The 25069-nt window shown below is 55.6% G+C and carries 25 protein-coding genes and 1 pseudogene; 14 read left to right on the top strand and 12 right to left on the bottom strand.

Annotation, left to right across the window (positions count from 1 at the left end):
• The first annotated feature begins 72 nt into the window (after window positions 1-72).
• Entirely contained in the window at window positions 73-495 is a 423-nt protein-coding gene (locus SERAS12_RS23870) for an Lrp/AsnC family transcriptional regulator (protein ID WP_013814901.1), read from the top strand.
• A 5-nt stretch (window positions 496-500) separates the two neighbouring features.
• On the opposite strand, the gene SERAS12_RS23875 is transcribed toward SERAS12_RS23870, so the two are convergent.
• The 8 genes from SERAS12_RS23875 to SERAS12_RS23905 form a co-directional block, all read right to left on the bottom strand.
• The gene (locus tag SERAS12_RS23875) at window positions 501-1406 is read right to left on the bottom strand and encodes an arginase family protein (protein ID WP_013814902.1); all 906 of its coding nucleotides are present in this window, start codon (window positions 1404-1406) and stop codon (window positions 501-503) included.
• A gap of 70 nt (window positions 1407-1476) precedes the next feature.
• Window positions 1477-1767: a hypothetical protein gene (locus SERAS12_RS23880; RefSeq protein WP_013814903.1), complete on the bottom strand. Its 291-nt coding sequence runs from the start codon at window positions 1765-1767 to the stop codon at window positions 1477-1479.
• Between the two features lie 76 nt (window positions 1768-1843).
• The gene (locus tag SERAS12_RS25975; RefSeq protein WP_013814904.1) at window positions 1844-2023 is read right to left on the bottom strand and encodes a hypothetical protein; all 180 of its coding nucleotides are present in this window, start codon (window positions 2021-2023) and stop codon (window positions 1844-1846) included.
• A gap of 297 nt (window positions 2024-2320) precedes the next feature.
• On the bottom strand, window positions 2321-2914 hold the full coding sequence (locus tag SERAS12_RS23885; protein WP_013814905.1) for a membrane integrity-associated transporter subunit PqiC: 594 nt from the start codon (window positions 2912-2914) through the stop codon (window positions 2321-2323).
• Window positions 2911-4560 carry an intermembrane transport protein PqiB gene (locus SERAS12_RS23890; protein ID WP_013814906.1) on the bottom strand — a complete coding sequence of 550 codons (1650 nt, stop codon included), beginning with the start codon at window positions 4558-4560 and terminating at the stop codon, window positions 2911-2913. The genes SERAS12_RS23885 and SERAS12_RS23890 overlap by 4 nt, the downstream gene beginning before the upstream one ends.
• On the bottom strand, window positions 4557-5162 hold the full coding sequence (locus SERAS12_RS23895; protein WP_013814907.1) for a paraquat-inducible protein A: 606 nt from the start codon (window positions 5160-5162) through the stop codon (window positions 4557-4559). Before SERAS12_RS23895 ends, SERAS12_RS23890 begins: the two co-directional genes overlap by 4 nt.
• Window positions 5155-5787, bottom strand: coding sequence for a paraquat-inducible protein A (locus SERAS12_RS23900; RefSeq protein ID WP_013814908.1), 633 nt, complete (start codon window positions 5785-5787; stop codon window positions 5155-5157). The genes SERAS12_RS23895 and SERAS12_RS23900 overlap by 8 nt, the downstream gene beginning before the upstream one ends.
• Before the next feature lie 149 nt (window positions 5788-5936).
• Window positions 5937-6599, bottom strand: a complete 663-nt coding sequence (locus SERAS12_RS23905) for a DUF3313 domain-containing protein (protein WP_013814909.1) — start codon at window positions 6597-6599, stop codon at window positions 5937-5939.
• Window positions 6600-6818: 219 nt separating this feature from the next.
• On the opposite strand from SERAS12_RS23905, the gene SERAS12_RS23910 reads away from it, so the two are divergent.
• From SERAS12_RS23910 to SERAS12_RS23920, 3 genes are all read left to right on the top strand, one after another.
• On the top strand, window positions 6819-7445 hold the full coding sequence (locus SERAS12_RS23910; protein WP_004951537.1) for a TetR/AcrR family transcriptional regulator: 627 nt from the start codon (window positions 6819-6821) through the stop codon (window positions 7443-7445).
• Between the two features lie 699 nt (window positions 7446-8144).
• Window positions 8145-9164: a hypothetical protein gene (locus SERAS12_RS23915; RefSeq protein ID WP_013814910.1), complete on the top strand. Its 1020-nt coding sequence runs from the start codon at window positions 8145-8147 to the stop codon at window positions 9162-9164.
• Between the two features lie 12 nt (window positions 9165-9176).
• Entirely contained in the window at window positions 9177-9473 is a 297-nt protein-coding gene (locus SERAS12_RS23920) for a hypothetical protein (RefSeq protein ID WP_013814911.1), read from the top strand.
• A 313-nt stretch (window positions 9474-9786) separates the two neighbouring features.
• Here the strand turns inward: SERAS12_RS23920 and SERAS12_RS26765 are convergent.
• Window positions 9787-9968, bottom strand: a pseudogene (locus SERAS12_RS26765) (Tn3 family transposase); the annotation flags it as partial.
• Between the two features lie 246 nt (window positions 9969-10214).
• Between SERAS12_RS26765 and SERAS12_RS25980 the strand changes: the two are divergent.
• Complete coding sequence (locus tag SERAS12_RS25980; RefSeq protein ID WP_013814912.1) at window positions 10215-10508, top strand: hypothetical protein; 294 nt, start codon at window positions 10215-10217, stop codon at window positions 10506-10508.
• Between the two features lie 378 nt (window positions 10509-10886).
• Here the strand turns inward: SERAS12_RS25980 and SERAS12_RS23930 are convergent, their stop codons facing one another.
• Window positions 10887-12086 (bottom strand): NAD(P)/FAD-dependent oxidoreductase, encoded by a 1200-nt coding sequence (locus SERAS12_RS23930; RefSeq protein ID WP_006328685.1) that lies wholly within the window; start codon window positions 12084-12086, stop codon window positions 10887-10889.
• A 301-nt stretch (window positions 12087-12387) separates the two neighbouring features.
• Here SERAS12_RS23930 and pitA point away from each other — a divergent pair, with 301 nt between their 5' ends.
• The gene (gene pitA / locus SERAS12_RS23935; protein WP_004951543.1) at window positions 12388-13890 is read left to right on the top strand and encodes an inorganic phosphate transporter PitA; all 1503 of its coding nucleotides are present in this window, start codon (window positions 12388-12390) and stop codon (window positions 13888-13890) included.
• Between the two features lie 75 nt (window positions 13891-13965).
• Here pitA and uspB read toward each other — a convergent pair whose 3' ends face one another.
• A complete protein-coding gene (uspB, locus tag SERAS12_RS23940; protein WP_013814913.1) occupies window positions 13966-14301 on the bottom strand; it encodes a universal stress protein UspB in 336 nt (111 codons plus the stop codon).
• Between the two features lie 616 nt (window positions 14302-14917).
• On the opposite strand from uspB, the gene uspA reads away from it, so the two are divergent.
• From uspA to SERAS12_RS23980, 8 genes are all read left to right on the top strand, one after another.
• The gene (gene uspA / locus SERAS12_RS23945; RefSeq protein WP_004951550.1) at window positions 14918-15364 is read left to right on the top strand and encodes a universal stress protein UspA; all 447 of its coding nucleotides are present in this window, start codon (window positions 14918-14920) and stop codon (window positions 15362-15364) included.
• Between the two features lie 322 nt (window positions 15365-15686).
• Window positions 15687-17030: an NADP-specific glutamate dehydrogenase gene (gene gdhA / locus SERAS12_RS23950; protein WP_013814914.1), complete on the top strand. Its 1344-nt coding sequence runs from the start codon at window positions 15687-15689 to the stop codon at window positions 17028-17030.
• Between the two features lie 338 nt (window positions 17031-17368).
• Window positions 17369-18355, top strand: a complete 987-nt coding sequence (locus tag SERAS12_RS23955) for an autoinducer 2 ABC transporter substrate-binding protein (RefSeq protein ID WP_013814915.1) — start codon at window positions 17369-17371, stop codon at window positions 18353-18355.
• 238 nt (window positions 18356-18593) lie between these two features.
• The gene (locus SERAS12_RS23960) at window positions 18594-20093 is read left to right on the top strand and encodes a sugar ABC transporter ATP-binding protein (protein WP_013814916.1); all 1500 of its coding nucleotides are present in this window, start codon (window positions 18594-18596) and stop codon (window positions 20091-20093) included.
• On the top strand, window positions 20086-21075 hold the full coding sequence (locus SERAS12_RS23965; protein WP_013814917.1) for an ABC transporter permease: 990 nt from the start codon (window positions 20086-20088) through the stop codon (window positions 21073-21075). Before SERAS12_RS23960 ends, SERAS12_RS23965 begins: the two co-directional genes overlap by 8 nt.
• Before the next feature lies 1 nt (window position 21076).
• Complete coding sequence (locus SERAS12_RS23970) at window positions 21077-22030, top strand: ABC transporter permease (protein WP_013814918.1); 954 nt, start codon at window positions 21077-21079, stop codon at window positions 22028-22030.
• 13 nt (window positions 22031-22043) lie between these two features.
• Window positions 22044-23681, top strand: coding sequence for an FGGY-family carbohydrate kinase (locus tag SERAS12_RS23975; RefSeq protein WP_013814919.1), 1638 nt, complete (start codon window positions 22044-22046; stop codon window positions 23679-23681).
• Window positions 23681-24280 carry an SIS domain-containing protein gene (locus SERAS12_RS23980; protein ID WP_013814920.1) on the top strand — a complete coding sequence of 200 codons (600 nt, stop codon included), beginning with the start codon at window positions 23681-23683 and terminating at the stop codon, window positions 24278-24280. Before SERAS12_RS23975 ends, SERAS12_RS23980 begins: the two co-directional genes overlap by 1 nt.
• Window positions 24281-24316: 36 nt before the next feature.
• Here SERAS12_RS23980 and rsmJ read toward each other — a convergent pair whose 3' ends face one another.
• A complete protein-coding gene (gene rsmJ / locus SERAS12_RS23985; RefSeq protein ID WP_013814921.1) occupies window positions 24317-25063 on the bottom strand; it encodes a 16S rRNA (guanine(1516)-N(2))-methyltransferase RsmJ in 747 nt (248 codons plus the stop codon).
• Window positions 25064-25069: the final 6 nt, after the last annotated feature.

The raw sequence follows: 25069 nt of genomic DNA on the forward strand, positions 1-25069 counted from the left end.
AGGCAGTGTAAAAAATGACTAAATTGCTCTATATTTTTACAAATCGCCACCACCAGCCGACACTTTGCCACCATGAATGATACCGATCGCCAGATCCTCGCGCTGCTGCGCGAAAACGCCCGCAGCTCGGTGACCGAGATAGCCAACAAGGTCCGGGTTTCGCGCGCTACGGTGCAAAAAAGAATTGAGGCGCTGGAAGCGCAGGGGATCATTACCGGCTACACCATCCGCGTGAAACCGGGCGTGGAACATAACCGCATTCGCGCCTGGATGTGCGTGGCGGTGGAAGGCACCAAGGCGCAAAGCGTGTTGCAACAGCTGCGCGGCGAACCGGCGGTGTTCACCCTGCACACCACCAACGGCAAGTGGGACATTCTGCTGGAGATCCGCACCGACAGCCTGGAGAGTTTCGATAAAATTCTGGGCCGTATCCGGCGCATCGCCGGCATTTCCAACACCGAAACCAGCATCCAGCTGTCGACGCACAAGGCATAACGCCGTCAGCGGGAGCGGAACATCGCCTCCAGCATTTCCACTATCAGCGCCGCGTACCGGCCGTCGGGATCGAGCTCGGGGTCGAATACCGACAGCGTCATGCCGCAGCACAACGGATTTTGCAGCAACCGCGCCACGATATTTTCCAGCCAGAGGCGATCGATTCCGGGGCCACCGGGGGAATCCACCGCCGGCATAATGGTTTGATCGAGCACGTCCACATCCAGATGCAGCCAAAAGCGCCATTCCGGCTCGGTGGCCAGCATCTGTTCGATTTGCCGCACAATTTCCGCTTTGCCCATCCGGTTGGCGGCGAAGACGTCAATGCGCGCAATTGCCGTTTGATTGATATCCGGCCAGGCAAAATCCGCGTCCCGGCACTCACGCTCGCCCAGCTGTAAAACCTGCCGCTCCGGCACCAACGGCCCTGCTACGCCAGGCCATTCGGTCAGCAGCGGTTCCCCGCGCCCGGTCGCCAACGCCAAATCCATCCCCGCCACCGCACCCAACATCTGCTGCGGATCATAGTTGCCGGGATGACGGAAATCGCTGTGCCCGTCGATGTGTACCAGCGAAAGCGGCCCCGCACTGCGTGAACCGGCTAGCGCCCCCAGCAGAATCGAACAATCGCCGCCGACCACCAGCGGGAACTCGCCGTGCGCCTGCGCCGCAGCAACCTCTGCGGCCAACGCGAGAGTGAAGGCGCGAATCGCATGACCATTACGTATGCGGGTACCGGGCTGCGCTGCCGGCGAATAGATCAGTTGCGGCAACTCGGTGACGGCCCCCGCTCCCAACCTTTGCGCCAAACCCTGTGCCATCAGCGCCTGCGGCGCTCGCCAGGTTCCGGGAACATGGCCCGGTCGCAAGGGGCTCAGCCCCAGATTGGTAGGTGCAAGAATGATATGCATGGTGAATACCCCGGATAAGCCCTCTAAAAATCAGCTTAGTCTATCCGGCGGCACCGGGCCTGCGTTTTGCCTACGGCTGCCGCGTATCGACGTCAAAGTGCAGGAACGCCAGCTGAACCACCCGGTCAATCGTATGTTCACTCTGATTATTGAGGTGCAGATAGTGTTGTAAATGCAGTAAATCAGCGATAAACGCGGCAATGCCGAGCTCCGGTTCAACGATGCCGGCGTGTTGCATAAACGGCAGAAGTTGCTGTGCGGCTTTTGCCGCCCGAATCAGGGTATCGTCGCTGTTTGCCTGGAACGGTTGTTCGGCGAAGGTGGCGATCAGGGTATTCAATTCAGGAAGCGCAGTTTTCATGATTACGCCCTACGGAGGTGGATTATCAGCGTGATTCGCGACGCCTGCTGCTCTGAGGCGGCGATGTCAATCAGGGTCAATTTCTTCGATAATCACCACGTTCGTAGCGATAAACGCTATCTCTGTCGTATTGCGATTGGCCATATTGCGCCTCCTCGTAATACGAGCGGTTATGATGGCTATGTTTCCCGAGGGAAATACAGCCGCTTAATAAAAACGCCGCGGCGATACAGCTCAGAACAAACATTTTCTTCATTTTCTTTCCCCAGGCATCAACGGTAAAAGGTATTAAAAAGCGGTGGCCCCATCAGTGCCGGCCACCGGCTTATCCAAGACAATTCATTACCAACCTATGGACAGGCAGCCGCTCAGTAAAAACACCGAAGCGATACCGCAGCCCAGTAAAACCCACTTTTTCATAGCTTCTCCCATGACATCAGCGCAGATGAACGTATCAATACATAACGGTACTGTACAGTTTAGTTTTGCACTGATTTTATCCCACTGTCAAGACAATGTCTCAGTCGCCCTGATTAGCGGAGTTGTCCTGTGGTCAGGGCGCGCAGCGGCCCCGATCGTCCACCGCCCAATGCCGGGCCGTGGCGGCAATCCGCCCTGCAAGATTGCCGATAACCTGCTGCTGCCCCTGCAACATCGCCGTATAGCCCGGCTGAACGGCCTGCGTCAGGCGGCTGCGGCACACCAGCCTTCGCCCCGATACATTCAGGCTCCAACCGGCGTCTAACTCGACGGCTCGTCCCGGCCAGGCGTCAAAACGCCGTATCTCAAGCTGTATTCTCACCGTGGGGGTCTCCCCGGCTTTAGCCAGCCCGGCAACGTCCTGCGTGCCGAGACGCTGCACCAGCTCGGCGGAAAGCGCGGTGCGGATCTCATCGCCAAGCGGGCTGAGCCAGCGTTCATTTTCCAGCACCAGCGCGCCGCTTTGCCCCTGACGCACCACCAGTTGCGGCAGGTCAATCTGCGGCGGAATACCGACCGGCAGTACGGCAATCAGAAAGGGTGCAGGCTGCACCGGCGGCGGATCGGCTGCCGGCGCCACCAGCGTGTGGTAATGCACCGACGGGGAAGAACAGGCGGTCAGCGAAACCATAAGCATCAAAAAACAGAGCCGCGACGGTGACATCATTTTTTCGAACCTTGCAGAGAAGAGTCATGGCTGCCTGGATTGAGCAGAGGGGGATCCTCAGTTCGGCCTTGCAACAGCGACTCGGGGTGGCGATCAAGTTGGTCAGCCAGGTTGCGTACCGCACGCAGGGCGCGTAGCGCTTCCTGTAAAGACTGGCTAAAGGTCAGCATCAGCGGCGAGTCTTCCGCCAGCAGATCTTGTGCGGTCTGCGCCGTTTGGCTCATCTGCCTGAGAAGTTGATTCGCCGCCGGCAACGTCTGGCCATTGACCTGTTTAAGGCTGTTATCCACCCCGGCCAGCGTGGCGTTCAGGTTCTGCGCAATCGACGCCAGCGGCATTTTATCCACCTTACTGACGATGCTGGCGATCTGCTCCTGCAGCCGGTCGAAACCGCCGTTGATGGTCGGCAGCACCAGCGGGCGGGCATGAATATCAAACGGCACCCTGGCGGCATTGGGTACAAAATCCAGCGAGATATAAAGCTGCCCGGTGAGCAGGTTGCTCGGCGTAGCCTGAGCGCGCAGGCCGTGCTCCACCAGATCGCGGGTAAAGGCCGCTGTCTCTTGCTCCAGGCCCCGGTTTTGCTTCGGCAGCTTGCTCAACACGTTGCCAAGCCGGTTCGGGTAAACCTCGATACCGACCACCGACGGGAAGCGGTAGCCTTGGGGGCTGTAATCCAGATCGACCGAGACCACCCGGCCAATCTTGATGCTGGAGAACTCGACCGCCGCACCGACTTCCAGACCGTGCAATGAACGCTCAAAGCGCAGCTTGAAGCGCATCGGCGGGCCATCGGGCGCGGCCAGAGCGGATTCCTGATCTTTAGCCAGCACGTATTCGCCCTTCGGCCCGACGGGGGAAGCCCCTGAAGCGTTTTCCGGCGTGGCGAAGGCGATGCCGCCCGCCATAATGGCGGCGACCGTTTGCGTTCTGAGCCGGAATCCGTTGGCGCCCACCGACACGTCCAGGCCGCTGGCGTTCCAGAAACGTGAGTTCGGCGTCACGAGGCGATCGTAAGGCGCATCGATAAAGATTTGCAGGCTGACGCTCTTGCCGTCGGCATTAAGCTGATAGGACGCGATCCGCCCTACCGGCACCCGTCGGTAATAGACCGGCGAGCCGATATCCAGCGAGCCCAAGTCGTCGGTCTGCACCACAAAGCGGGAGCCCGGCATGTCGTTGATGATGGCCGGCGGCGATTCAAGCCCGGTGAAAGCGCTGCGGGTGCGGGCCGAGCTTCCTTTGTCCACGCCGATGTACGCTCCCGACAGCAGGGTATCGATACCGGTGACGCCACCGATACCGACGCGCGGGCGCACCACCCAGAACCGAGTGTCGGCACGGGCCAGGTTCTCCGCGCTTTCGTTGAGGCTGACCGTCACCAGCACCTGCGAGTCGTCGCCACGCAGCTGGATATCTTTGACGACGCCGACCGTCACGTCTTTATATTTCACCGCCGTTTTGCCCGGCTCCAGACCGGTGGCGGTCTGGAAGGTAATGGCGATCTCCGGGCCGGCCGCGAGCCAGGCATGCAGCAGCATCGAAGCGCCGATCAGCAGCGCAATGACCGGCACCAGCCAGATCGGCGATGGCCAGCGGCGACGGATCACCCCAGGCTCACCGGGTTGTTGTGGAATCGGGTTCACTTATCGTCACCTTCCCAGATCAGGCGGGGGTCATAAGCCATGGCGGACAACATGGTCAGGATGACCACCAGGCCGAAAAACAGGATGCCGCTGCGGGGTTCCGCCGCACTCAGCGTTTGGAACTGCACCAGCGCCGACACGACGCCCACCACCACCACGTCCAGCATCGACCAATAACCGATCCCTTCGGTCAGCCGGTAGAGCCTTGCTCTTTCGCCCATCGCCCAGGTACTGCGGCGCCGGGAAGCGAACAACAGCAGGCCGAGGCTCAGAAATTTCATGCAGGGGATCACTACACTGGCGACAAAGATCACCAGCGCAATGCCATAGGAGCCGGCACGCCAGAAATCGATCACTCCGGCCATGATGGTACTTTCACTGTCCTTGCCGAACAGACGAGTGGACATCACCGGCAGAAGGTTGGCGGGGATATACAACATTACGGCGGCGATCAGCAATGCCCAGGGGCGAGCCAGGCCACCGGGCTGCCGACCATGCAACCGGGTACGGCAACGCGGGCAGCGGGAAAGGTGACGGCACGCCAACCCGCAGGTCGGACAGCCCACCACGTTAATTTGCCGGGCATAGAGTGGCCTATTCATGATCTTCCGCCCCCTCATCCGGTGCTACCGGAACCCGTTCCCACAATGGTTGAAGATCCTGGCTGCCGATGATGACAATCAGCAACATCAGGGCCGCCATCGCCCAGCTGCCGGGGCCTGCTACCACCTGCAAAAAACCGGACAGTTTGATGGCCGCCACCAAAAACCCCAACATGCCGACCTCAACCCGGCTCCAGGGCCGCAGCCATTTCAGCAGCCTGACAGCACCGATAAAACCCGGCGCGCAACGGCCCGCATGGGCAAACATCAGTACCCAGCCGAAGAGCGTTATTTGCAGAAAAGGCGCCACAATCAGTAAGAACACCATGCAAACCGCCAGCGGCAGCGTGACACCCTGAGCCAGCGCCACGGCGGCCTGCCAAAGGGTGGCGACATTCTGCACCGCATGGAAGCTGACGCCGATCACCGGGCAGACGTTGGCCACGACAAAAGCGATGATTGCGGTCAGCGCCAGCGCCAACATCCGTTCGGTGTTGATCTGCCCGGCGCGATAGAGCGTGGCGCGACAACGCAGGCAGCGCGCTTCGTCACCCGCCGTGAGTGGCCGGTAGCGATAGACGCTGTCGCAGTGCCGACACACCACCATATTGGGTAAGATTTTCATCAGGTTAATGGGAACGAGGTTCCTGGCAAGATGTTGAGAGCGGATAACCGGCGTGTGCCTGCTACCCGCCTCATTTTTTATTATCAGGCCGCGTTTGCCCGCCTGTTTTCCCCTTGGTGTTGACTGACTCTTTCTATACTTCACACTCTTTACTTCAGGATCCCAGCCAGTTCTTCAGCGGCTTTATCGATCCCTACCTCGGCGGCGCTCAACGAGCCGATGCTGGCGCCGACGTTCATGGCGTTCGGGTATTGCCTGGCGACGTAAGCGTTGAGCAGGCGCTGGGTCGAGGCGTCATAGACCTCGACGGCGTAATTGACCGAGCCGTTGAGCATCCCTTCTTTACCGCGAATGGATTGCACGATGTTGTATGGCCCGCCCGCCAGATCAAACTTGGTGAAGGTGCCGACCACCGGCGTGGTGGTCTCTGCCCCGGTCAGCGTCAGCTTCAGGCGAAGCGCATCGGGTGCCGGGCTGCTGACCTCACGAAAACGGGAGCGCAGCGCTTCGCTGAATTTGCTGTGCATATAGTCTGCCAGCGCCTTGCGATCTTCCTGCGAGACCTCGCCAAACTGGTTGTCCGCGCCCTGATAAATGACAACCGGCTCAATGATGATGTTGGTGTATTTTTTCCACTCCACCGGGGTGGAATAGCGGTAAGGAATACGGTCGGATTGATCGTCAGTGTTAGGCTTTAACTGTGACGATGAATCAATACTGGCGTAACGCACCGGCGGCGTTCCGGCGCAGCCGACCAGCGCGATGGCAAGTGCCAGCATTGCCGGACGAGAAACCTTGAGGTATGCGAACATTTAGGTGATCCTGTAAAAGAAAATGCCACCAATATTGGTCAGAACGTGCTGTTTCAGCGACGATATTTACCCGCTGCGCCCAGCGGGGTAAACAGACATTGAAATGGATAAAAAACCGCCAAAACAAAACTGTACAGTTGAGTTTTGCATTGATATTCTTCGCTTGTCAAGAAGATGTCTTTTTTTGTGCGATTTCCCGGTTAGCTTGCAGGAGAGATGATGAAAGTACGGACCAACGCGCGCCGCGATGCCATCGTTGAAGAGGCGGCACTGCTGTTTCAGGAGATGGGCTATGAGCGTGCATCGATGAATGAACTGGCGAAACGAGTCGGCGGCTCCAAAGCGACGCTGTACGGGTATTTTCCTTCCAAGGAGGAGCTGTTTACCGCCGTTGTTCGCCAGCACGCCACCCAGCATCTTTCCGAAGCCGCCACCGAGTTGATGAATGAAAAACGGGGCAAGGAGACGCTGGAACAAACGCTGACGCGCTTCGGCGAACAGATGCTGCTGGTGCTGACCAACGACAACAGCGCAATGGCGGTTTACCGCATGGTGGTTGCCGAGGCCGGGCATTCTGATATCGGCACGCTGTTTTACGAGGCCGGCCCGCGCGAGAGCGTGGAAAAACTGTCGGTGCTGATGTCCGCCGCCATGGATCGCCAGGAACTGCGGCTGGCCGATCCTTACCTCAAAGCAACCCAGTTCCTTTCACTGCTCACCGCCGAGATCGACATGCGGGTATTCCAGCGCGAATTGCAGCCGATCAGCCTGCCGCGCATTCGCGAGATGGTCAGCAACGCGGTGAGCATGTTCCTGGGCGGCGCGGCATTTAAAAAGGGCATTTGACGGGCGGGTTAACTGGGCTTTATTGCCTCTGCCTAAAGGTAGCGGCAATACAGTTAAAATAAAAATAACCGAATGATTATTATAATATTAATTAAAAATTATACTTCCATGAAACACATAAACAATTAGCTGAAATATAGTATAAGCAAGCAATTATCGAGTCATCTTTCTACCTAATCCAAATTATTTCTCACGCATACTTTTCGGTGGTATTGCATAGGAGTAAAGGCGTCGAATCCCCTGTTCGAGGCAGGAAGAAAACCAAACCTATTATTACAGAAACCGGAAACCCGGATCCTGTCCGCCAGAGCAGAAGGATAACAGCCAGGTAAATCGTTAGGTTATTCTGCATTTGGAAAAACTAATAGCAGAAAACCCCAAAAATAAGGGAGCAAGGATGATGAATGACACAATTTATTATGGTTATTCTAAAGAGGTCATGAAATGACTGGAATAAATCAAAACAAGCATTAGATTTAATAGTATCACTAATCAAATTTATATTATCAACATAATGGTTTGCATGCTATACACGCATGGGACCAATAGCATGTAAAATTAGATGTTCCAAAAAATAACCAGTATTCTGTTGAATGATTTTTGCGTTCTACCTCATGGCATTATTATTGGCTTTTTTCTATTGGTACACCGGAGCAAGTTTACGGTTTTATCATATAAACTACCATAGTGAGAACATTCATGAAAATGATAACATATATTACTAAGCTAATCATTGTCTTGTTACTTACCGGCTGTAGCTCTGGGAAATTAATTATGAACCACACTCAAGAAACAGTAACGGCGGGACATGAGGCAATAAGTGAGTCGCAAAAATATTTTTCCGCATTACTAATTCTTCAGCAAAAACGAGCGTCTGTTATATATGCGACCCAGCCTAATTGTAAGTTCAATATCGATGGAAACATAACTGTAAGAATAGCGGAAGACCCTATACCTAATCCGAATACACCTCTTTGTGCAACACCGCTCGACATTCAAAAGAAAAATGCAATGACAATGAGTATCATGCCGTTGCATGAGAAAATGTTCAAACCGGATATGGACATCCTCTCTGCATTTTCAGACTATCTCACGGCCCTGACCGTGTACACCTCGGACCCTAAACACCCTATAGGTGATCTCGTTAATAAGGCATTATCGAAAGCCGAATCGGTAAAAGCCCTGGCCAATCTTACCGACAACCAAAAAAAATCCATAAATGGCTTGGCCGCATTTTTGCAAAGGCTTGCTGAAGAAGAAAAAAATGGGCGTGATATTTCTAAATTGATTAAAAACGAAGGTCAAAAACAAGCTGACAATTTGAATTTGGTTAAGAAAGACATCCATCAGTTAAAAGATAAATATGATAATATAATGAGACGAGACATCTTTAATTTTTCCGTAGATAACTTTAACAAAAGAAACAGAGATTACCCGCATCCTTTAGACATAGAAAAATCATCAGACTATATTGATAAACTAATGACCCTCAATAATCTGACACAGAAAAGCATCAAGGAACCTACTGCCGCCGAGAGAGCCATTGACGCATTCCAGAAATACCACATAGGATTAATCTCGATTATCGATGATAAAATCACCGATGAAAAAATAAAAGAGGAGAGGATTAAAATCCAGAAAGACAATTTAAAAGAAGCCGTGGGTTACATTAAAGATATTGTCAAAGAATTCACTCCACTTCTGGTCGCGACACTTTAAGAGGACAAAATAATGGCAACTCAAGAACAAAAAGATGAACTCATTAATGCACTGCATACACTTAAAAATGAATGCGACAATAAGATAAGCTCCCCGATTGGGAACATACTTGTCTATATCAGTTTGAAACTTTCCGTTTTTATTGGGAGAATTGACAAGATTGATTGTTCAATATTAAGTTACGCGGTTATTAGTGACCTGGTTTATTGGGCCGACTCTGCTATAGACGCTCTTCAAAGCGCCAGTCTCTCTGATGATATACCTGCATTGAACATTATCATTGGCAAACTATATTACCAATTCCCCTAATTACTGATGGAGCTTACATGCTTTAGCAAGCGAAGAATCGGTGTTGGAGGATGAGCAAGTTCTTGTTCACCCTCTAACCCTGTTAGTCGACACGATCCTAGTGATCCTGACTGTCCAGGCAAATCCGGTGAGAACCTCATCTTTACGACGTGAAAATGTAGTTCACGATGGCATCATAGCGACGACTCGAACTGCGGACTTGAGCATTGCCGAGAATTACAGAAGTCGGACCTACAGGAAAAATCAATTCAGGTGCTATGAAAAGGAGAAAATTAAACAGTTGTTGATATAGTGAGAAATCTTGCCGTGTGTATAGCAATGTAGGAAAATTATCCAGCCGCGCATGAGTGCTGGCTAATGTCTCGGCTCGGATGAAATTCCGTCTTCCCCAACTCAGTTGGTACTTGAATATTGTGTTTGATAAGCGGCTCGTGAGCAATATTGCAAACTTCGGCCAGCAGCACCGCTGCACAGGCTGGCGTACAGATCCTGCGCACAACGGCACAAGAGAGTTTTTAGCCATGCGGCCACTCATCTCATTGATAATAAGTGTAAAATAAACAAATCACAATTATATTTAAAAATTTAATTATTACTTACTCATATGAATGAATTTGATTTTCAAGCCTATCTGCACGCTCATCAACGATATAACTTGCTAATGAATCAGGAATAAGTTAATTAATTACACTGTTTCACATTTAATAATCTTATTGATTACTTCGACAGACGGAGTTGTTTATGAAAGTGATTGATTGCTCATTGTTAGAGTATGTATCTGGTGAGCGCAGTAATAATGGAAACGATCGTACCGACAATGGCGGAAGAAGTAACAGGGGAAGTAAATCCAGTAACAATAGTGGTTCAGGTAATTACTGCACCAAAAATACCTCGAAAGACGGTATCAATGGGATGGGACTGGGTGCGGCAACAGGTGCATTCAGTGGCTTAGCCGGCACGACTGTTGGATTGGTTGGTGATGCAGTTACCGGTGGATGTTTTAATGGCGGCAAGTCTATCTTCATTTCCAGGTGATTACATGAATGACAAAGCGCTTAAATTAATATCGGTAGTTATTGGTATATTTCTCTCTGCCTCCTTGCTAAGTGGGGCTGGAGTGGGATTTTCATCATGGTATCCCGCGCCGAGTGGCATTTCCGTATTATTGGTTTCAATTACTTGCAGCGTGTGTATAGTCAGGTTTTTATATTTTTTGATTAAGTTATTTTTCGGAAACTCTCATATTAGAAACTAAATTTCTTGTTTACCCGCCCAGAAATGGGCGGGGCCGAATATAAATATAATGCAGCCTTTTGCGATGACTAAATAAAATCATCCAATCTTAACCCTGATGATATCGCTGAAGCACGGAGTCGTAGTCGAGATACCGCCAGTTTGTGCGGGGTGTCAGCCTTACTGCCCCTGCGCCGCCAGCGCCTGAGCGCAAGCCCAGGCCGAGCTCCAGGCCCACTGGAAGTTATAACCGCCCAGCCACCCTGTCACATCCACCACTTCGCCGATAAAGTACAGGCCGGGCACCTTGCCGGCTTCCATCGTTTTGGAAGACAGCTCTTTGGTGTCTACGCCGCCGAGCGTCACTTCTGCGGTGCGGTAGCCTTCGGTGCCGTTCGGCTGCACGCGCCAATTCTGCAAGGTTTCGACCAGCGCGGCCTGTTGCGTGGGATTCAGTTGCTTCAGCGTGGCTTCCGGCAATTGCCCCAGCGTTTGCAGGCACTCCACCAGGCGTTTTGGCAGGTGCAGCGCCAGGGTGTTTTTCAGGCTTTGGTTGGGGTGCGCCTGACGTTGCTCATTAAGGAAGCCCGCCAGATCGAGCGCAGGAAGTAAGTTAACGCTCACAAACTCACCAGGCTGCCAGTAGCTGGAAAGTTGCAATACCGCCGGGCCGGAAAGGCCACGGTGGGTGAAAAGCAGGCTTTCGCGGAAGCTGACGCCGTTTTCGGCGGTGATCACCGCCGGCACAGAGACGCCGGACAGCGTTTGCAGGTGTTCCAGCAGCGGTTTATGCAGGGTAAAAGGCACCAGCGCGGCGCGGGTCGGCAACACCTTAAGACCAAACTGCTCCGCCAGCTTGTAGCCGAACGGCGACGCGCCCAACCCCGGCATGGAAAGTCCGCCGCTGGCCACCACAAGTGAGCGAGCACTCACTTTCTCGCCATTCAGTGCCAGCTCGAAACCGGCTTCGGTTTTTTCCACGCCCAGCACTTCACTGCGCAGGCGCGTCGTCACCTGGCCCAGTTCGCACTCTTTAACCAGCAGTTCGACCACCTGCTGCGCCGAGTCATCACAAAACAGCTGCCCCAGCGTTTTCTCATGGTAGGCGATGCCGTAGCGGTTAATCAGATCGATAAAATCCCACTGGGTATATCGCGCCAGCGCCGATTTACAGAAATGCGGGTTGTTCGACAGGTAAGCGGCAGGTTCGGTGTACATATTAGTAAAGTTACAGCGTCCGCCGCCGGACATCAGGATTTTGCGTCCCGGTTTTTTGCCGTTATCGAGCAGCAGTACCCGGCAACCGAGTTGCCCCGCCTGCGCGGCGCAAAACATGCCCGCTGCGCCCGCACCTATTACCACGACATCAAACTGTTCCACCTGCGCCTCTCCGAATAAAAACCACAATCGCGACAAAAGGCCGCCATATTACGCCGTTTCGCTACCGGTAACCGACAACTTTACGGCGGCAGATTGTAAAGCCATGCCGCCGTCAGCGCCATAGTAAGAAAATATTACAGTACGCTTATCAGCATAAGGTTATGATATTTCATATCTTTGTCATGCGAGCGCCATCGTTTCGTCATATCTAAATCAAAAAAACGTCATATTTTCCTTTTCCCCGGCCCCGGTTGTCACGGATAATGCGCGGCGTTCATGTCCACAAACTGGCGTAACGCTTATGCTGCATTTGTTCGCAGGCCTGGATTTCCATACCGGCCTGATGTTAATTCTCGCATTGTTGTTCGTGTTGTTTTATGAAGCCATCAACGGCTTTCATGATACGGCCAATGCGGTCGCTACAGTAATCTATACCCGTGCCATGCGCTCGCAACTTGCGGTCGTGATGGCGGGCTTGTTCAACTTTCTTGGCGTTATGCTCGGTGGTTTGAGTGTTGCTTACGCCATTGTTCACCTGTTGCCTACCGATCTGTTGTTGAACGTCAGTTCAGCGCACGGATTAGCCATGGTCTTCTCCATGCTGCTGGCGGCGATTATCTGGAACCTCGGCACCTGGTATTTCGGTCTGCCGGCCTCCAGTTCCCACACGCTGATTGGCGCAATTATCGGTGTTGGTTTAACCAATGCACTGATGACCCACACGTCGGTGGTGGATGCGCTTAACGTCCCGAAAATGATCGGTATTTTCCTGTCATTGCTCATCTCGCCGCTGGTCGGCATGATGGTCGCCGGGCTGATGGTGTTTGCCTTGCGCCGCTATTGGAGCGGCAACAAGAAACGCCAGCGTATCCACATGACCCCTGCGGAACGTGAAAAGGTCGACGGCAAACGCAAGCCGCCGTTCTGGACCCGTATCGCTCTGATCCTGTCGGCTATCGGCGTCAGCTTCTCGCACGGCGCCAACGACGGCCAGAAAGGCATCGGCCTTATCATGCTGGTGCTGATCGGCGTTGCGCCGGCCGGCTTCGTGGTCAATATGAATGCAACCGGCTATGACATCACCCGTACGCGTGATGCCGTGACCCACCTGCAGCAATATTACCAGCAGCATGGCGATGCCCTGTCACACGTGGTGTCCCTGACGCCGCTGGTGCCAAGCCCGGAAGATGAGGTTTCGCCGAATAAGCCGACCGAGTTCCACTGTGACAGTTCCCGCGCCATGCCGGCGATTGAGCTGACGCAGGGCTTGCTGAACAATCTGCAAAGTTACGATCAACTGACGGTAGAACAGCGCAGCCATCTGCGCCGCCTGCTGATGTGCGTAACGGATACCGCAGACAAGGTCGCCAAACTGCCGGAAACCTCCGCTGCGGACCAGCGTTTCCTGAAGAACCTGCGTCAGGATCTGCTGCAAACCGTTGAGTATGCACCGCTGTGGATCATCGTTGCGGTTGCTCTGGCGCTGTCACTCGGCACCATGGTTGGCTGGAAGCGCGTTGCCACCACCATCGGCGAGAAAATCGGTAAGAAGGGCATGACCTACGCTCAGGGCGTGTCGGCTCAGATGACCGCGGCCTTGTCGATCGGCGTGGCCAGCTACACCGGTATGCCGGTTTCCACCACCCACGTGCTCTCTTCGGCGGTAGCCGGGACGATGATCGTGGACGGCGGCGGCGTACAAAGTAAAACCGTGAAGAACATCCTGTTGGCCTGGTTACTGACCCTGCCGATTTCGATTCTGCTTTCCGGTTCACTGTACTGGCTGGCGCTTAAGGTTATCTAAGCAGCGTGTTCAATGAGAAAGGCGGCCCGATGTGGCCGCCTTTTTTTTGCTCGTATCCAGGGAAATTGCCCGGTTTTAATACCAGATCATCAGCGCCAGCAGGCTGATGGCCACCAGCCCGCACAGGGCGGAAGTCAGCATAAACTGCCCGCGCACCCGCTCACAACGGCGGATAAACTCCGGATCGTGATGCTCGACGTAGCGCTGCGAGAAGATGTAGCGCACCAGCCGCAACTGCTTGCTCGGCTGACCGTGGGCAGTAAAGAAACCGCCGCCGTCGACGTATTGGTACAACAGCGGATCGCAGCCGCGCAACACCACCAGCAGCGCACGCAGAGAAGAGTAATACCGCACCATGTTTACCACACACACCACACACAAAGCCCAAAACAGCGCGACGGTACTGATCATGATTGCCCCCTCAAGGCGTTGTTATCCACGGCGCTCCGCCGGGTCCAACTGCCCTACCTCGATGCCCATTACTGCGGGAGCCTACCGCTCCGATCCCCTTTTTACCGCTCGGGCCGCGCATAACCCACAGCCTCTGAAACCAGCCGTCGCCCGGCAAGGAACCCGTAGCGCGGACTGACTCAGAGGAGAAAGGGTGAGGCCCATATTCATTATTGTAGGTGAATGAAACGCAAACAGGCCTGAGCAGTAGATAAAATTTACCGCAACCTGCCTATTTGTCATCCACCCGTTGGTTATAAGTGATAACCGCTCTGCCTGCCATGTCCGGCATTTTCCACGGCCAGATGAGCATTTGGGACTATACTCTGTTTAAGAATGCTTATGTTTCAAGCAGTCAAACTGCCAATAACCCCAGTAATGGTAGGATTCTCAACCCGGCGGGTGTAAAACTGACGGGGTAGAGATGAAGAGATTTTTTGATGCAGCACACTGTGATCGCCCCAACATATCATTGTGTTATCTGAATGATAAAATGCAGGTAAACCTAAAGCGCCAGGCTGGTACGCTGAAATGCCTGCTAACCCTTTAATCGGCATTATATGGAAGGAGTATTCTCATGGCTTACAAACACATTCTGATTGCGGTAGACCTGTCCCCGGAGAGCAAAATTCTGGTGGAAAAAGCCGTATCTATGGCGCGACCGTACAACGCCAAAGTTTCCCTGATCCACGTAGATGTGAACTATTCCGACCTGTATACCGGCCTGATCGACGTTAATCTCGGCGATATGCAAAAACGTATCTCCGAGGAAACCCACCACGCGCTGACCGAGCTTTCGCAAAATGCCGGTTACCCGATTACCGAAACCCTGAGCGGCAGCGGCGATTTGGCGCAGGTGCTGGTCGATGCCATCAAGAAATACGACATGGACCTGGTGCTGTGCGGTCACCACCAGGATTTCTGGAGCAAGCTGATGTCCTCTGCGCGCCAGCTGATCAACACCGTGCATATCGACATGCTGATTGTGCCGCTGCGTGACGAAGAAGACAGCGCCGAAGATTAAGTAAGCGCTCGCAAACTTAGCCTGCCAACGCCCGCCTCTTGCGGGCGTTTTTCGTTCTACCGCGATCATTAATCGCTTGTTAATCAACCGCCCTCCAGTGATATAGTCGCTAAAGACACAACATCATCCCCCAGGCTTTATTCATACCAATATTTATAAAAATAATGGGGGAAATTAATAGTATTACCCTATGAATTTCGGGCTGTGGCCAGGCAGCCAGCTCGCGGCTCCCCAGGCGCTTACTTAGGTAAGTCACTGGGGAACCGCGAGCTCAGCTAACAAGGCTACAGCTTGAAAGGCGACGGGTATAAAGGAGTTATCCATGGAAAATGCCGTATCGGTAGAGTCGTTTTTGTCCTCGCTACAACGCCACAACCCCCACCAGCCTGAATACTTGCAGGCAGTAAGAGAAGTGTTTACCTCGCTGTGGCCGTTTATCGAACGCAACCCGCGCTATCGCGAGCATGCGTTGCTGGAGCGGTTGGTGGAACCGGAGCGTGCCATCCAGTTCCGCGTCAGCTGGGTGGACGATCGCGGTCAGGTGCAGGTTAACCGCGCCTGGCGCGTGCAGTTCAATTCCGCCATCGGGCCGTATAAAGGCGGAATGCGTTTTCATCCGTCGGTGAATTTATCGATTCTGAAATTCCTCGGCTTCGAACAGACCTTCAAAAATGCGCTGACCACCTTGCCCATGGGCGGCGGTAAAGGCGGGTCGGATTTCGATCCTAAAGGCAAAAGCCAGGCGGAGATCATGCGTTTCTGCCAGTCGCTGATGACGGAACTGTACCGCCATCTTGGCCCGGATACCGATGTGCCCGCTGGGGATATCGGCGTTGGTGGCCGTGAAGTCGGCTTTATGACCGGCATGATGAAAAAACTGTCCAACAACACCGCCTGCGTGTTTACCGGCAAAGGGCTGTCGTTCAGCGGCAGTCTGATCCGCCCCGAGGCCACCGGCTATGGGCTGGTCTATTTCACCGACGCCATGCTGCAACGCCACGGACTGGGCTTTGAGGGGATGCGGGTCGCCGTTTCCGGTTCAGGCAATGTGGCACAGTACGCCATCGAGAAGGCGCTGGAGCTGGACGCGCGCGTGATCACCGCGTCTGACTCGGGCGGCACCGTGGTCGATGAGACCGGTTTCACCACCGAGAAGCTGGCCCATCTGGCGGAAATCAAGAATCAGCGTTATGGCCGGGTGGAAGACTACGCCCGTGAGCGCGGCCTGACCTACCTGGCCGGCCAGCAGCCGTGGAGCGTGCCGGTGGATATCGCTCTGCCGTGCGCGACCCAAAACGAACTGGATCTGGAAGCCGCACAGTTGCTGATCCGCAACGGGGTCAAAGCTGTGGCCGAGGGGGCTAATATGCCCACGACTATTCAGGCTACCGATGCGTTCCTGGATGCCGGCGTGCTGTTTGCCCCAGGCAAGGCCGCCAACGCCGGCGGCGTGGCCACTTCCGGGCTGGAGATGGCGCAGAATGCGGCGCGCATCAGCTGGCGGGCAGAAAAAGTGGATGTACGTTTACAACATATCATGGCGGATATCCATCAAGCCTGCGTCGAATACGGCGGTGAAGGAAAGCAAACTCACTATGTGCATGGCGCCAATATCGCCGGATTCGTCAAGGTTGCCGACGCCATGCTGGCACAAGGTGTGCTGTAACCCGTCCTTAAGGTGATCTTTCTCACACATCCGTTAAATGCTTCAATGCCGGCTCCCCTGCCGGCATTTTTACCGCCCCAAAATGCCATTCCCTTTCTCACAAAGTTGCTTACATGTAAATTAATATGGTTTATTTTGTTAAATAAATGATGATTTTTCGTAGTAAAATTACCACTACTAAATTATTAAACATTTAATTAACATTAAAACCGCCATAATTTTACCTCAATGTGCGCAGATCACATTTCTCCAACGTCGGTTACGCCCCCTCTTCCATTCCTTTGTAATCTGCACTGGTGGAAAAACATCCACCCCTACAGATAAAAAAGGTACAGCGAATGAAATTTAACCTCGCATTATTAAATGCATGTGTGGTTTCTGCGTGCATGTTATCGACAACACCTGCTTTTGCCGCTGAAAAGTACGAAATCGCCGTGGTTGCCAAAGTGACCGGCATTCCCTGGTTCAACCGTATGGAAGTGGGCGTAAACGACGCAGCCAAGAAGCTCGACGTCAACGCTTACCAAACCGGGCCTTCCACCCCAGACCCGGCCGCACAGGTCAAAGTGATTGAAGACCTGATCGCCAAAAACGTTAACGCCATCATCGTGGTGCCAAACGACGCCAAGGTGCTGGAGCCGGTGCTGAAAAAAGCGCGCGAGAAAGGCATTGTGGTGCTGACCCATGAATCCCCGGATCAGCAGATCGGCCAGTGGGACATAGAAACCATCGACAGCGAGAAATATGCGCAGGCCAACGTTGATGAACTGGCGAAAGACATGGGCGGCAAAGGCGGTTACGCCATTTACGTCGGCTCGCTGACCGTGCCGCTGCACAACGCCTGGGCCGATTCCGCCATCAAATACCAGAAAGCCAAATACCCAGACATGTTCGAAGTCACTTCGCGCCTGCCGGTGGCGGAAAGCATCGATAAATCCTACGCCACCACGCTGGATTTGATGAAAACCTATCCGCAGATGAAAGGCATTATCGGTTTTGGTTCCCTCGGCCCGATCGGTGCCGGCCAGGCGGTCGCCAAGAAGCGCGCCAAGGACAAAATCGCCGTGGTGGGCATCGCCATGCCGGCTCAGGCCGCCCCTTACCTGATGCGCGGCGATATCAAGAAAGTGCTGCTGTGGGATCCGAAAGACGCCGGCTATGCACTGGTGACGGTGGCCGACCAACTGTTGCAGGGCAAGGAAGTAACCAAAGATTTGTCGATCGAAGGGCTGGGTAAAGCCGACGTCGATATGGATAAAAAAGTGATTCGGTTTAATAAAATTCTTGAAGTGACCAAAGATAATGCCAAATCGCTAGGCTTCTAACCTTAAGTAATATTGCTCCACACCGGGAAAATCATTAAATAACGTCGGTGCGCAAACCACCGCGCACCGAATTTCAGCCACTATTATAATATACCCTATAGCTTTCAACTTGCAGCTAGGCGGCCAGCTTGCTCATCCCCAGGCGCTTACTTTAGTAAGTAACTGGGGTGCGCAAGTGCAGATAACAACGCTGCAACTTGAAAGATGACGGGTATAAAAACCTGCACGGGTTAACGCTATGGCAGCATCCACCGCATTTATCAGCCTGGAAAATATCAGTAAAAAGTTTCCGGGCGTGCTGGCACTGGACCAGATCAACCTGACGCTGAATATTGGTGAAGTGCATTGCCTGGCCGGACAAAATGGCTGCGGCAAAAGCACCATTATTAAAATTATTTCCGGGGTTTATCAGCCGGAAAAAGGCGCCAATATTTCGCTGGAAGGCAAACTCTTTCATTCCCTGACGCCGCAGCTCTCCGGCTATTACGGTATTCAGGTGATTTATCAGGACCTGTCGTTATTCCCCAATCTGACGGTGGCGGAAAATATCGCCATTCATCGCTATCTGCCCGGCGGCCATTTCTGGGTACGCAAGCAGGTGATGCGCCAGACCGCGCTGGACGCCATGGCTCGCATCGGAGTGCACATCGATCCCGATAAAAAAGTCGAAAAACTGTCGATTGCCGATCGCCAACTGGTGGCGATTTGCCGTGCCATAGCCGCCGAAGCGCGGCTGGTGATTATGGATGAGCCTACCGCGTCACTGACGCGTCAGGAGGTCAACGGCCTGCTGCGGGTGGTCAACGAGCTGAAAGCGGGGGGCATCTGCGTGGTGTTTGTCAGCCACCGACTGGATGAAGTGATGGAAGTCGCCGACCGTATCAGCGTGATGCGCGACGGCAAGCTGGTCGGCACTTACCCGGCAAGCCAGCTCGACAGCCACGAACTGGCGTTCCTGATGACCGGCCAACGCTTCCACTACAGCCAACTGCCGGCACGCCCGCCAGCCGATACCGCCCCGCTGCTCGAGGTCCGCAACCTCAACCGGCGCGGCAAATACCGGGACATCAATCTTTCACTGCGCGGCGGCGAAATAGTCTCGATCGTCGGGCTGCTCGGCGCAGGCCGCACCGAACTGTGCCTCAGCCTGTTTGGCATGACGCGCCCGGACAGCGGTGAAATCAAAATCGACGGCCAACCGGTGCGGCTGCACAACAACCGCGACGCGGTGCGTCACGGCATCGGCTACGTGTCGGAAGATCGTCTGACCCAGGGGTTGATCATGGAACAGTCGATCTACGACAACACCATCGTCACGGTGTTTGATCAGCTGCATACCCCGCTTGGGTTGCTGGATCACGCCAAGGCGACCGAGCTGGTCAACCGGCTGATCCGTGACCTGAACATCAAGGTGTCCGACAGCGCTTTGCCGGTCAAAACCCTGTCCGGCGGCAACGCCCAGCGTATCGCCATCGCCAAGTGGGTAGCGACCCGGCCGAAGATCCTGATCCTCGACTCGCCCACCGTCGGGGTGGATATCGCCAACAAAGAGGGGATCTACCAGATCGCCAAAGATCTGGCCGAGCTCGGCATGGCGGTGTTGATGATCTGCGACGAGATCCCGGAAGCCTATTACAACAGCCATCGGGTGATGGTGATGCGCAAAGGCGAACTGATCGCCGAGTTTTCGCCGCACCACAGCACCGAACAACAGATCGCCGAGGTGGTGAATGGATAAGTCATTACTGGCCCGCCTGGCCGGCCGGCACGAATTTTACCTGGGCCTGCTGGTGTTGCTGCTGGCCATTGGCCTGAGCGTCGGCACCAGCGAGTTCCTGACGCTCGGCAACCTGACCGACGTCGCCACCAGCTACGCCATTCTCGGCATTCTCGCCTGCGGCCTGTTCGTGGTGCTGATTGCCGGTGGCATCGACATTTCGTTCCCGGCTATCACCGCCATCGCCCAGTATGTGATGGCTACCTGGGTTATCCAGCACGGCGGCGGCTTCCCTTTGGCATTCGTGCTGGCGATGGGCGTCGGCTTGCTGCTCGGGCTGGTGAACGGTTTTCTGGTGTACTGGCTGAAAGTGCCGGCCATCATCATCACCATCGCCACCCTGAACCTGTTCTACGGCCTGCTGGTGTACGCCACCAACGGCACCTGGCTGTACGGTTTCCCGGACTGGTTTATGGACGGCATCAACTGGTTCTCGTTCCAGGGCGCCGATGGCTACGACTACGGCCTGACGCTGCCGCTGCTGTGCCTGCTGGCGGTAGTGATCGTCACCGGCGTGCTGATGAACTTTACCCGCCTCGGCCGCCAGATCTTCGCCATGGGCGGCAACCGCGATGCGGCGTCGCGCCTGGGGTTGAACCTGCTGCGGCTGCACTTCTACGTTTATGGCTACATGGGTATTCTGGCCGGTATCGCTGCGGTGGTTCAGGCGCAAATCACCCAGTCGGTCGCCCCCAACTCATTGCTCGGCTTTGAGCTGACGGTGCTGGCGGCGGTGGTGCTCGGCGGCACCAGCATGACCGGCGGCCGCGGCTCTCTGACCGGCACGCTGCTTGGCGTAGTGTTGCTGGCGTTCCTGCAAAACGGCCTGACGCTGCTCAGCGTGTCGGCTTACTGGCACCAGGTGTTCAGCGGCGCGATCATTTTGATCAGCATCAGCAGCACCGCCTGGAATGAAAAACGCAAGTTGGCCAAGGAGCTATGACATGAATTCGTTAACCCGCCTGATCCCGAACGATCGGATCATCCGCCTGCAAAGCGCGATCATCATCGCCGTGGCGCTGCTGTTTGCCGGGCTGCTCGGATCGCGTTTCTTCAGCGTCGGCAACTTCCAGTCGATCGCCTCGCAACTGCCGATCCTCGGCATGCTGGCGCTCGGAATGGGCATTACCATGCTGACCGGCGGCATTAATCTGTCGATCATCGCCGGTGCCAACGCCTGCTCGCTGGTGATGGCGGCGATTATCGTCAGCCATCCGGATCAACCGCTGTTTTTAGCGCTGGCGCTGCTGGCCGGGCTGCTGGTCGCGGTCGCCATCGGCGCGCTTAACGGCGTGCTGGTCGCCTGGGTCGGCGTTTCGCCGATTCTGGCCTCGCTCGGCACCATGACGCTGATCACCGGCCTGAATATCCTGCTGTCCAACGGCGCGGTGATCTCCGGCTTCCCGGCGGTAATTCAGTACTTCGGCAACGGCAGCCTGCTCGGCATTCCGGTGGCGCTGCTGCTGTTCCTGCTGGTGGCCGTCGGCCTGTGGCTGCTGCTGGAGCACACCACGCTGGGCCGCAGTTTGTACCTGATCGGCTCCAACGAACAGGCCACCCGTTTTAGCGGGGTCAATACCGCCCGGGTGCAGATCGCGGTGTATATCCTGTCCGCCCTGCTCGGCTGGGGCGCGGCCCTGTTGATGATGGCCAAATTCAACTCGGCCAAGGCGGGTTACGGCGAATCCTACCTGCTGGTGACCATTCTGGCCTCGGTGCTGGGCGGCATTAATCCGGACGGCGGTTTTGGCCGGGTGCTTGGCCTGGTGCTGGCGCTGATTGTGCTGCAAATGCTGGAAAGCGGCCTCAACCTGCTGGGCGTCAGCAGTTATCTGACCATGGCCCTGTGGGGCGGTGTGCTGATCCTGTTTATCGCATTACAGAATCGAAAAGCCTGACTGGAGAAGAACAATGGCGAGTTATTTTATTGGCGTAGATGTAGGCACCGGAAGCGCACGCGCAGGGGTATTCGATCTCAACGGCCGCATGGTCGGGCAGGCCAGTCGGCCCATCGATTTGTACCGCCCGAAGGCGGACTTTGTCGAACAGTCTTCGGACAATATCTGGCAAGCGGTGTGCAGCGCGGTGCGCGATGCGGTCAACCAGGCCGATATCAACCCGATTCAGGTCAAAGGGCTGGGGTTTGACGCCACCTGTTCACTGGTGGTGCTGGATAAAGAAGGCCAGCCGCTGACCATCAGCCCGTCAGGTCGCACCGAGCAGAACATCATCGTGTGGATGGATCACCGGGCGATCGTTCAGGCCGAGCGCATCAACGCCACCAAGCACCGGGTGCTGGACTTCGTCGGCGGGATCATCTCGCCGGAGATGCAAACCCCCAAAATGCTGTGGCTGAAGCAGCATATGCCGACCACCTGGGCCAATGCCGGCTACCTGTTTGACCTGCCGGATTTCCTCACCTGGCGCGCTACTCAGGACGCTACCCGTTCGCTGTGTTCGACGGTGTGCAAATGGACTTACCTCGGCCATGAACAGCGCTGGGACAAGAGCTATTTCAAACAAATTGGGCTGGAAGACGTGCTGGAACACGACGCCGCCAAGATCGGCAGCGACGTAAAAATGATGGGCGAACCGCTGGGCCACGGCCTGACGCAGCGCGCCGCCGGCGAGATGGGCCTGATTGCCGGCACGGCGGTCAGCGTGTCGATCATCGACGCGCATGCCGGTACCCTCGGTACGCTGGGGGCCACCGGGGTTTCCGGTGAAGTGGCGGACTTTAACCGCCGCGTCGCGCTGATCGGCGGCACTTCTACCGGCCATATGGCGATGTCGCGCACCGCGCGTTTTATCGGCGGTGTGTGGGGACCGTATTACTCGGCAATTCTGCCGGAATACTGGCTGAACGAAGGGGGTCAATCCGCTACCGGCGCGTTGATTGACCATGTGATCCAGTCTCATCCGTGCTATCAGGATCTGCTGGCGCAGGCGAAAACCCAGGGACAAACCATCTATGAGGTGCTGAACGCCCTGCTGCGCCGCATGGCCGGCGAACCGGAAGATATCGCCTTCCTGACCCAGGATATTCACATGCTGCCGTATTTCCACGGCAACCGTTCGCCGCGCGCCAACCCGACGCTGACCGGCACCCTGACCGGGCTGAAACTGTCGCGTACCCCGGAGGACATGGCGCTGCACTATCTGGCGACCATTCAGGCGATCGCGCTCGGCACCCGCCATATTATCGAAACCATGAACCAAAGCGGCTACAGCATCGACACCATTATGGCCAGCGGCGGCGGCACCAAGAACCCGATCTTCGTGCAAGAGCACGCCAACGCCACCGGCTGCGCCATGTTGCTGCCGGAAGAAAGCGAAGCGATGCTGCTGGGCGGCGCGATGATGGGCACCGTGGCGGCGGGCGTGTTCGACACGCTGCCGGAAGCGATGAGCGCCATGAGCCGCATAGGTAAAACCGTCACGCCGCAGACCAACAAAATAAAAAGCTATTACGACCGCAAATACCGCGTGTTCCATGAGCTGTATAACGACCATATGAAATACCGCCGGCTGATGCAGGAGGAGGCGTAATGCAGCAGGAATGGCAGCGAGCGACGGAAGCCTGGGCCATTTACAGCCGCGAACTGGCGCAACTTGGCCAACGCATCGACGAGCCCACCTGGCAACGGCTGCTGACGCTGCTGGCGGTGTGCCGGGGCAAGATTGTGGTCACCGGCGTCGGCACCTCCGGCATCGCGGCGCGCAAGATTGCCCATATGCTGGCCTGCGTGGAACGGCCGGCCATCTACCTGAACGCCACCGATGCGGCGCACGGCGATTTGGGCTTTCTACGCGGCGATGACCTGATGATTTTGATTTCGCGCGGCGGCAATTCCGACGAACTGACCCGCTTGCTGCCGACGCTGCAGGCCAAAGGCGTACCGCTGATTGGCGTGACGGAAAACCCGGATTCGGCGATAGCCCATGCGGCGCAGCTGGTGATCCGCACCGGGGTGGAAAACGAGATAGATCCGCTGAATATGCTGGCAACTACGTCTATCGTGCTGGTATTGGCGATTTTCGATGCCGCCTGCGCCTGCCTGATGGAACGCAGCGGCTACAGCAAAGAAACCTTGCTGGCGGTGCATCCGGGCGGTGACGTGGGGAAAAGTCTGCGCGAGCAGGAATAACAACGGGGCGAAGATGTTCGCCCCCTGGGAATAAGCTTACAGCGGCATATAAATATCGAAGCGGTGACTTTTGGTCAGGCTGGCCGCGTGCGCAGGCACGTTGGCCAACGGCGGGGCGTAATCCGGCCGCTTCACCACCACCCGCTTGGTGGCCAGCCGACGCGCAGGCTCCAGCAGGCCGTCGGCGTCGTCATCGCTGCCCACCAACGACTGAAATACCCGCATCTCTTTCTTCACCAACGCGCTTTTTTGCTTATGCGGATACATCGGATCGAGATACACCACTTCGGGCCGTGGATCGAGGCCGGTCAGCGCGGTCAGGCTGGAGGCGTGCAGCAGCGTCAAACGCTCACGCAGCCACGGGCCGATTTCCGTATCCTGATAGCCGCGTTGCAGGCCGTCATCCAACAGCGCCGCCACCACCGGGTTGCGTTCCAGCATCCGCACCTTGCAGCCCAGCGAAGCCAGCACAAAGGCATCACGCCCGAGCCCGGCGGTCGCATCCACCACATCCGGCAGGTAGTTGCCCTTGATGCCGACCGCCTTCGCTACCGCCTCGCCGCGCCCGCCGCCGAAACGGCGCCGATGCGCCAGGGTGCCGGAAACGAAATCGACGTAAATCGCGCCCAGTTTGGGCTCGTCGCGTTTACGCAGCTCCAGCCGCTGCGGCGTCAGCACCAGCGCCATCAGCGCGTCGTCGTCTGACGTTAACTGCCAGCGCTCCGCCAGAATAGACAAGGCGCCGGGATCGGCGCCTTCTTCACACAATAAACACACGCTCACCGGTGG

Source organism: Serratia sp. AS12 (assembly GCF_000214195.1).
GTDB lineage: Bacteria > Pseudomonadota > Gammaproteobacteria > Enterobacterales > Enterobacteriaceae > Serratia > Serratia plymuthica.

Bases quoted from the DNA above. Each gene is read 5' to 3' on its own strand.
- SERAS12_RS23870 (WP_013814901.1), top strand. From the start codon at position 73: ATGAATGATACCGATCGCCAGATCCTCGCGCTGCTGCGCGAAAACGCC.
- SERAS12_RS23875 (WP_013814902.1), bottom strand. From the start codon at position 1,406: ATGCATATCATTCTTGCACCTACCAATCTGGGGCTGAGCCCCTTGCGA.
- SERAS12_RS23880 (WP_013814903.1), bottom strand. From the start codon at position 1,767: ATGAAAACTGCGCTTCCTGAATTGAATACCCTGATCGCCACCTTCGCC.
- SERAS12_RS25975 (WP_013814904.1), bottom strand. From the start codon at position 2,023: ATGAAGAAAATGTTTGTTCTGAGCTGTATCGCCGCGGCGTTTTTATTA.
- SERAS12_RS23885 (WP_013814905.1), bottom strand. From the start codon at position 2,914: ATGATGTCACCGTCGCGGCTCTGTTTTTTGATGCTTATGGTTTCGCTG.
- SERAS12_RS23895 (WP_013814907.1), bottom strand. From the start codon at position 5,162: ATGAATAGGCCACTCTATGCCCGGCAAATTAACGTGGTGGGCTGTCCG.
- SERAS12_RS23900 (WP_013814908.1), bottom strand. From the start codon at position 5,787: ATGAAAATCTTACCCAATATGGTGGTGTGTCGGCACTGCGACAGCGTC.
- SERAS12_RS23905 (WP_013814909.1), bottom strand. From the start codon at position 6,599: ATGTTCGCATACCTCAAGGTTTCTCGTCCGGCAATGCTGGCACTTGCC.
- SERAS12_RS23910 (WP_004951537.1), top strand. From the start codon at position 6,819: ATGAAAGTACGGACCAACGCGCGCCGCGATGCCATCGTTGAAGAGGCG.
- SERAS12_RS23915 (WP_013814910.1), top strand. From the start codon at position 8,145: ATGAAAATGATAACATATATTACTAAGCTAATCATTGTCTTGTTACTT.
- SERAS12_RS23920 (WP_013814911.1), top strand. From the start codon at position 9,177: ATGGCAACTCAAGAACAAAAAGATGAACTCATTAATGCACTGCATACA.
- SERAS12_RS25980 (WP_013814912.1), top strand. From the start codon at position 10,215: ATGAAAGTGATTGATTGCTCATTGTTAGAGTATGTATCTGGTGAGCGC.
- pitA (WP_004951543.1), top strand. From the start codon at position 12,388: ATGCTGCATTTGTTCGCAGGCCTGGATTTCCATACCGGCCTGATGTTA.
- uspB (WP_013814913.1), bottom strand. From the start codon at position 14,301: ATGATCAGTACCGTCGCGCTGTTTTGGGCTTTGTGTGTGGTGTGTGTG.
- uspA (WP_004951550.1), top strand. From the start codon at position 14,918: ATGGCTTACAAACACATTCTGATTGCGGTAGACCTGTCCCCGGAGAGC.
- gdhA (WP_013814914.1), top strand. From the start codon at position 15,687: ATGGAAAATGCCGTATCGGTAGAGTCGTTTTTGTCCTCGCTACAACGC.
- SERAS12_RS23955 (WP_013814915.1), top strand. From the start codon at position 17,369: ATGAAATTTAACCTCGCATTATTAAATGCATGTGTGGTTTCTGCGTGC.
- SERAS12_RS23960 (WP_013814916.1), top strand. From the start codon at position 18,594: ATGGCAGCATCCACCGCATTTATCAGCCTGGAAAATATCAGTAAAAAG.
- SERAS12_RS23965 (WP_013814917.1), top strand. From the start codon at position 20,086: ATGGATAAGTCATTACTGGCCCGCCTGGCCGGCCGGCACGAATTTTAC.
- SERAS12_RS23970 (WP_013814918.1), top strand. From the start codon at position 21,077: ATGAATTCGTTAACCCGCCTGATCCCGAACGATCGGATCATCCGCCTG.
- SERAS12_RS23975 (WP_013814919.1), top strand. From the start codon at position 22,044: ATGGCGAGTTATTTTATTGGCGTAGATGTAGGCACCGGAAGCGCACGC.
- SERAS12_RS23980 (WP_013814920.1), top strand. From the start codon at position 23,681: ATGCAGCAGGAATGGCAGCGAGCGACGGAAGCCTGGGCCATTTACAGC.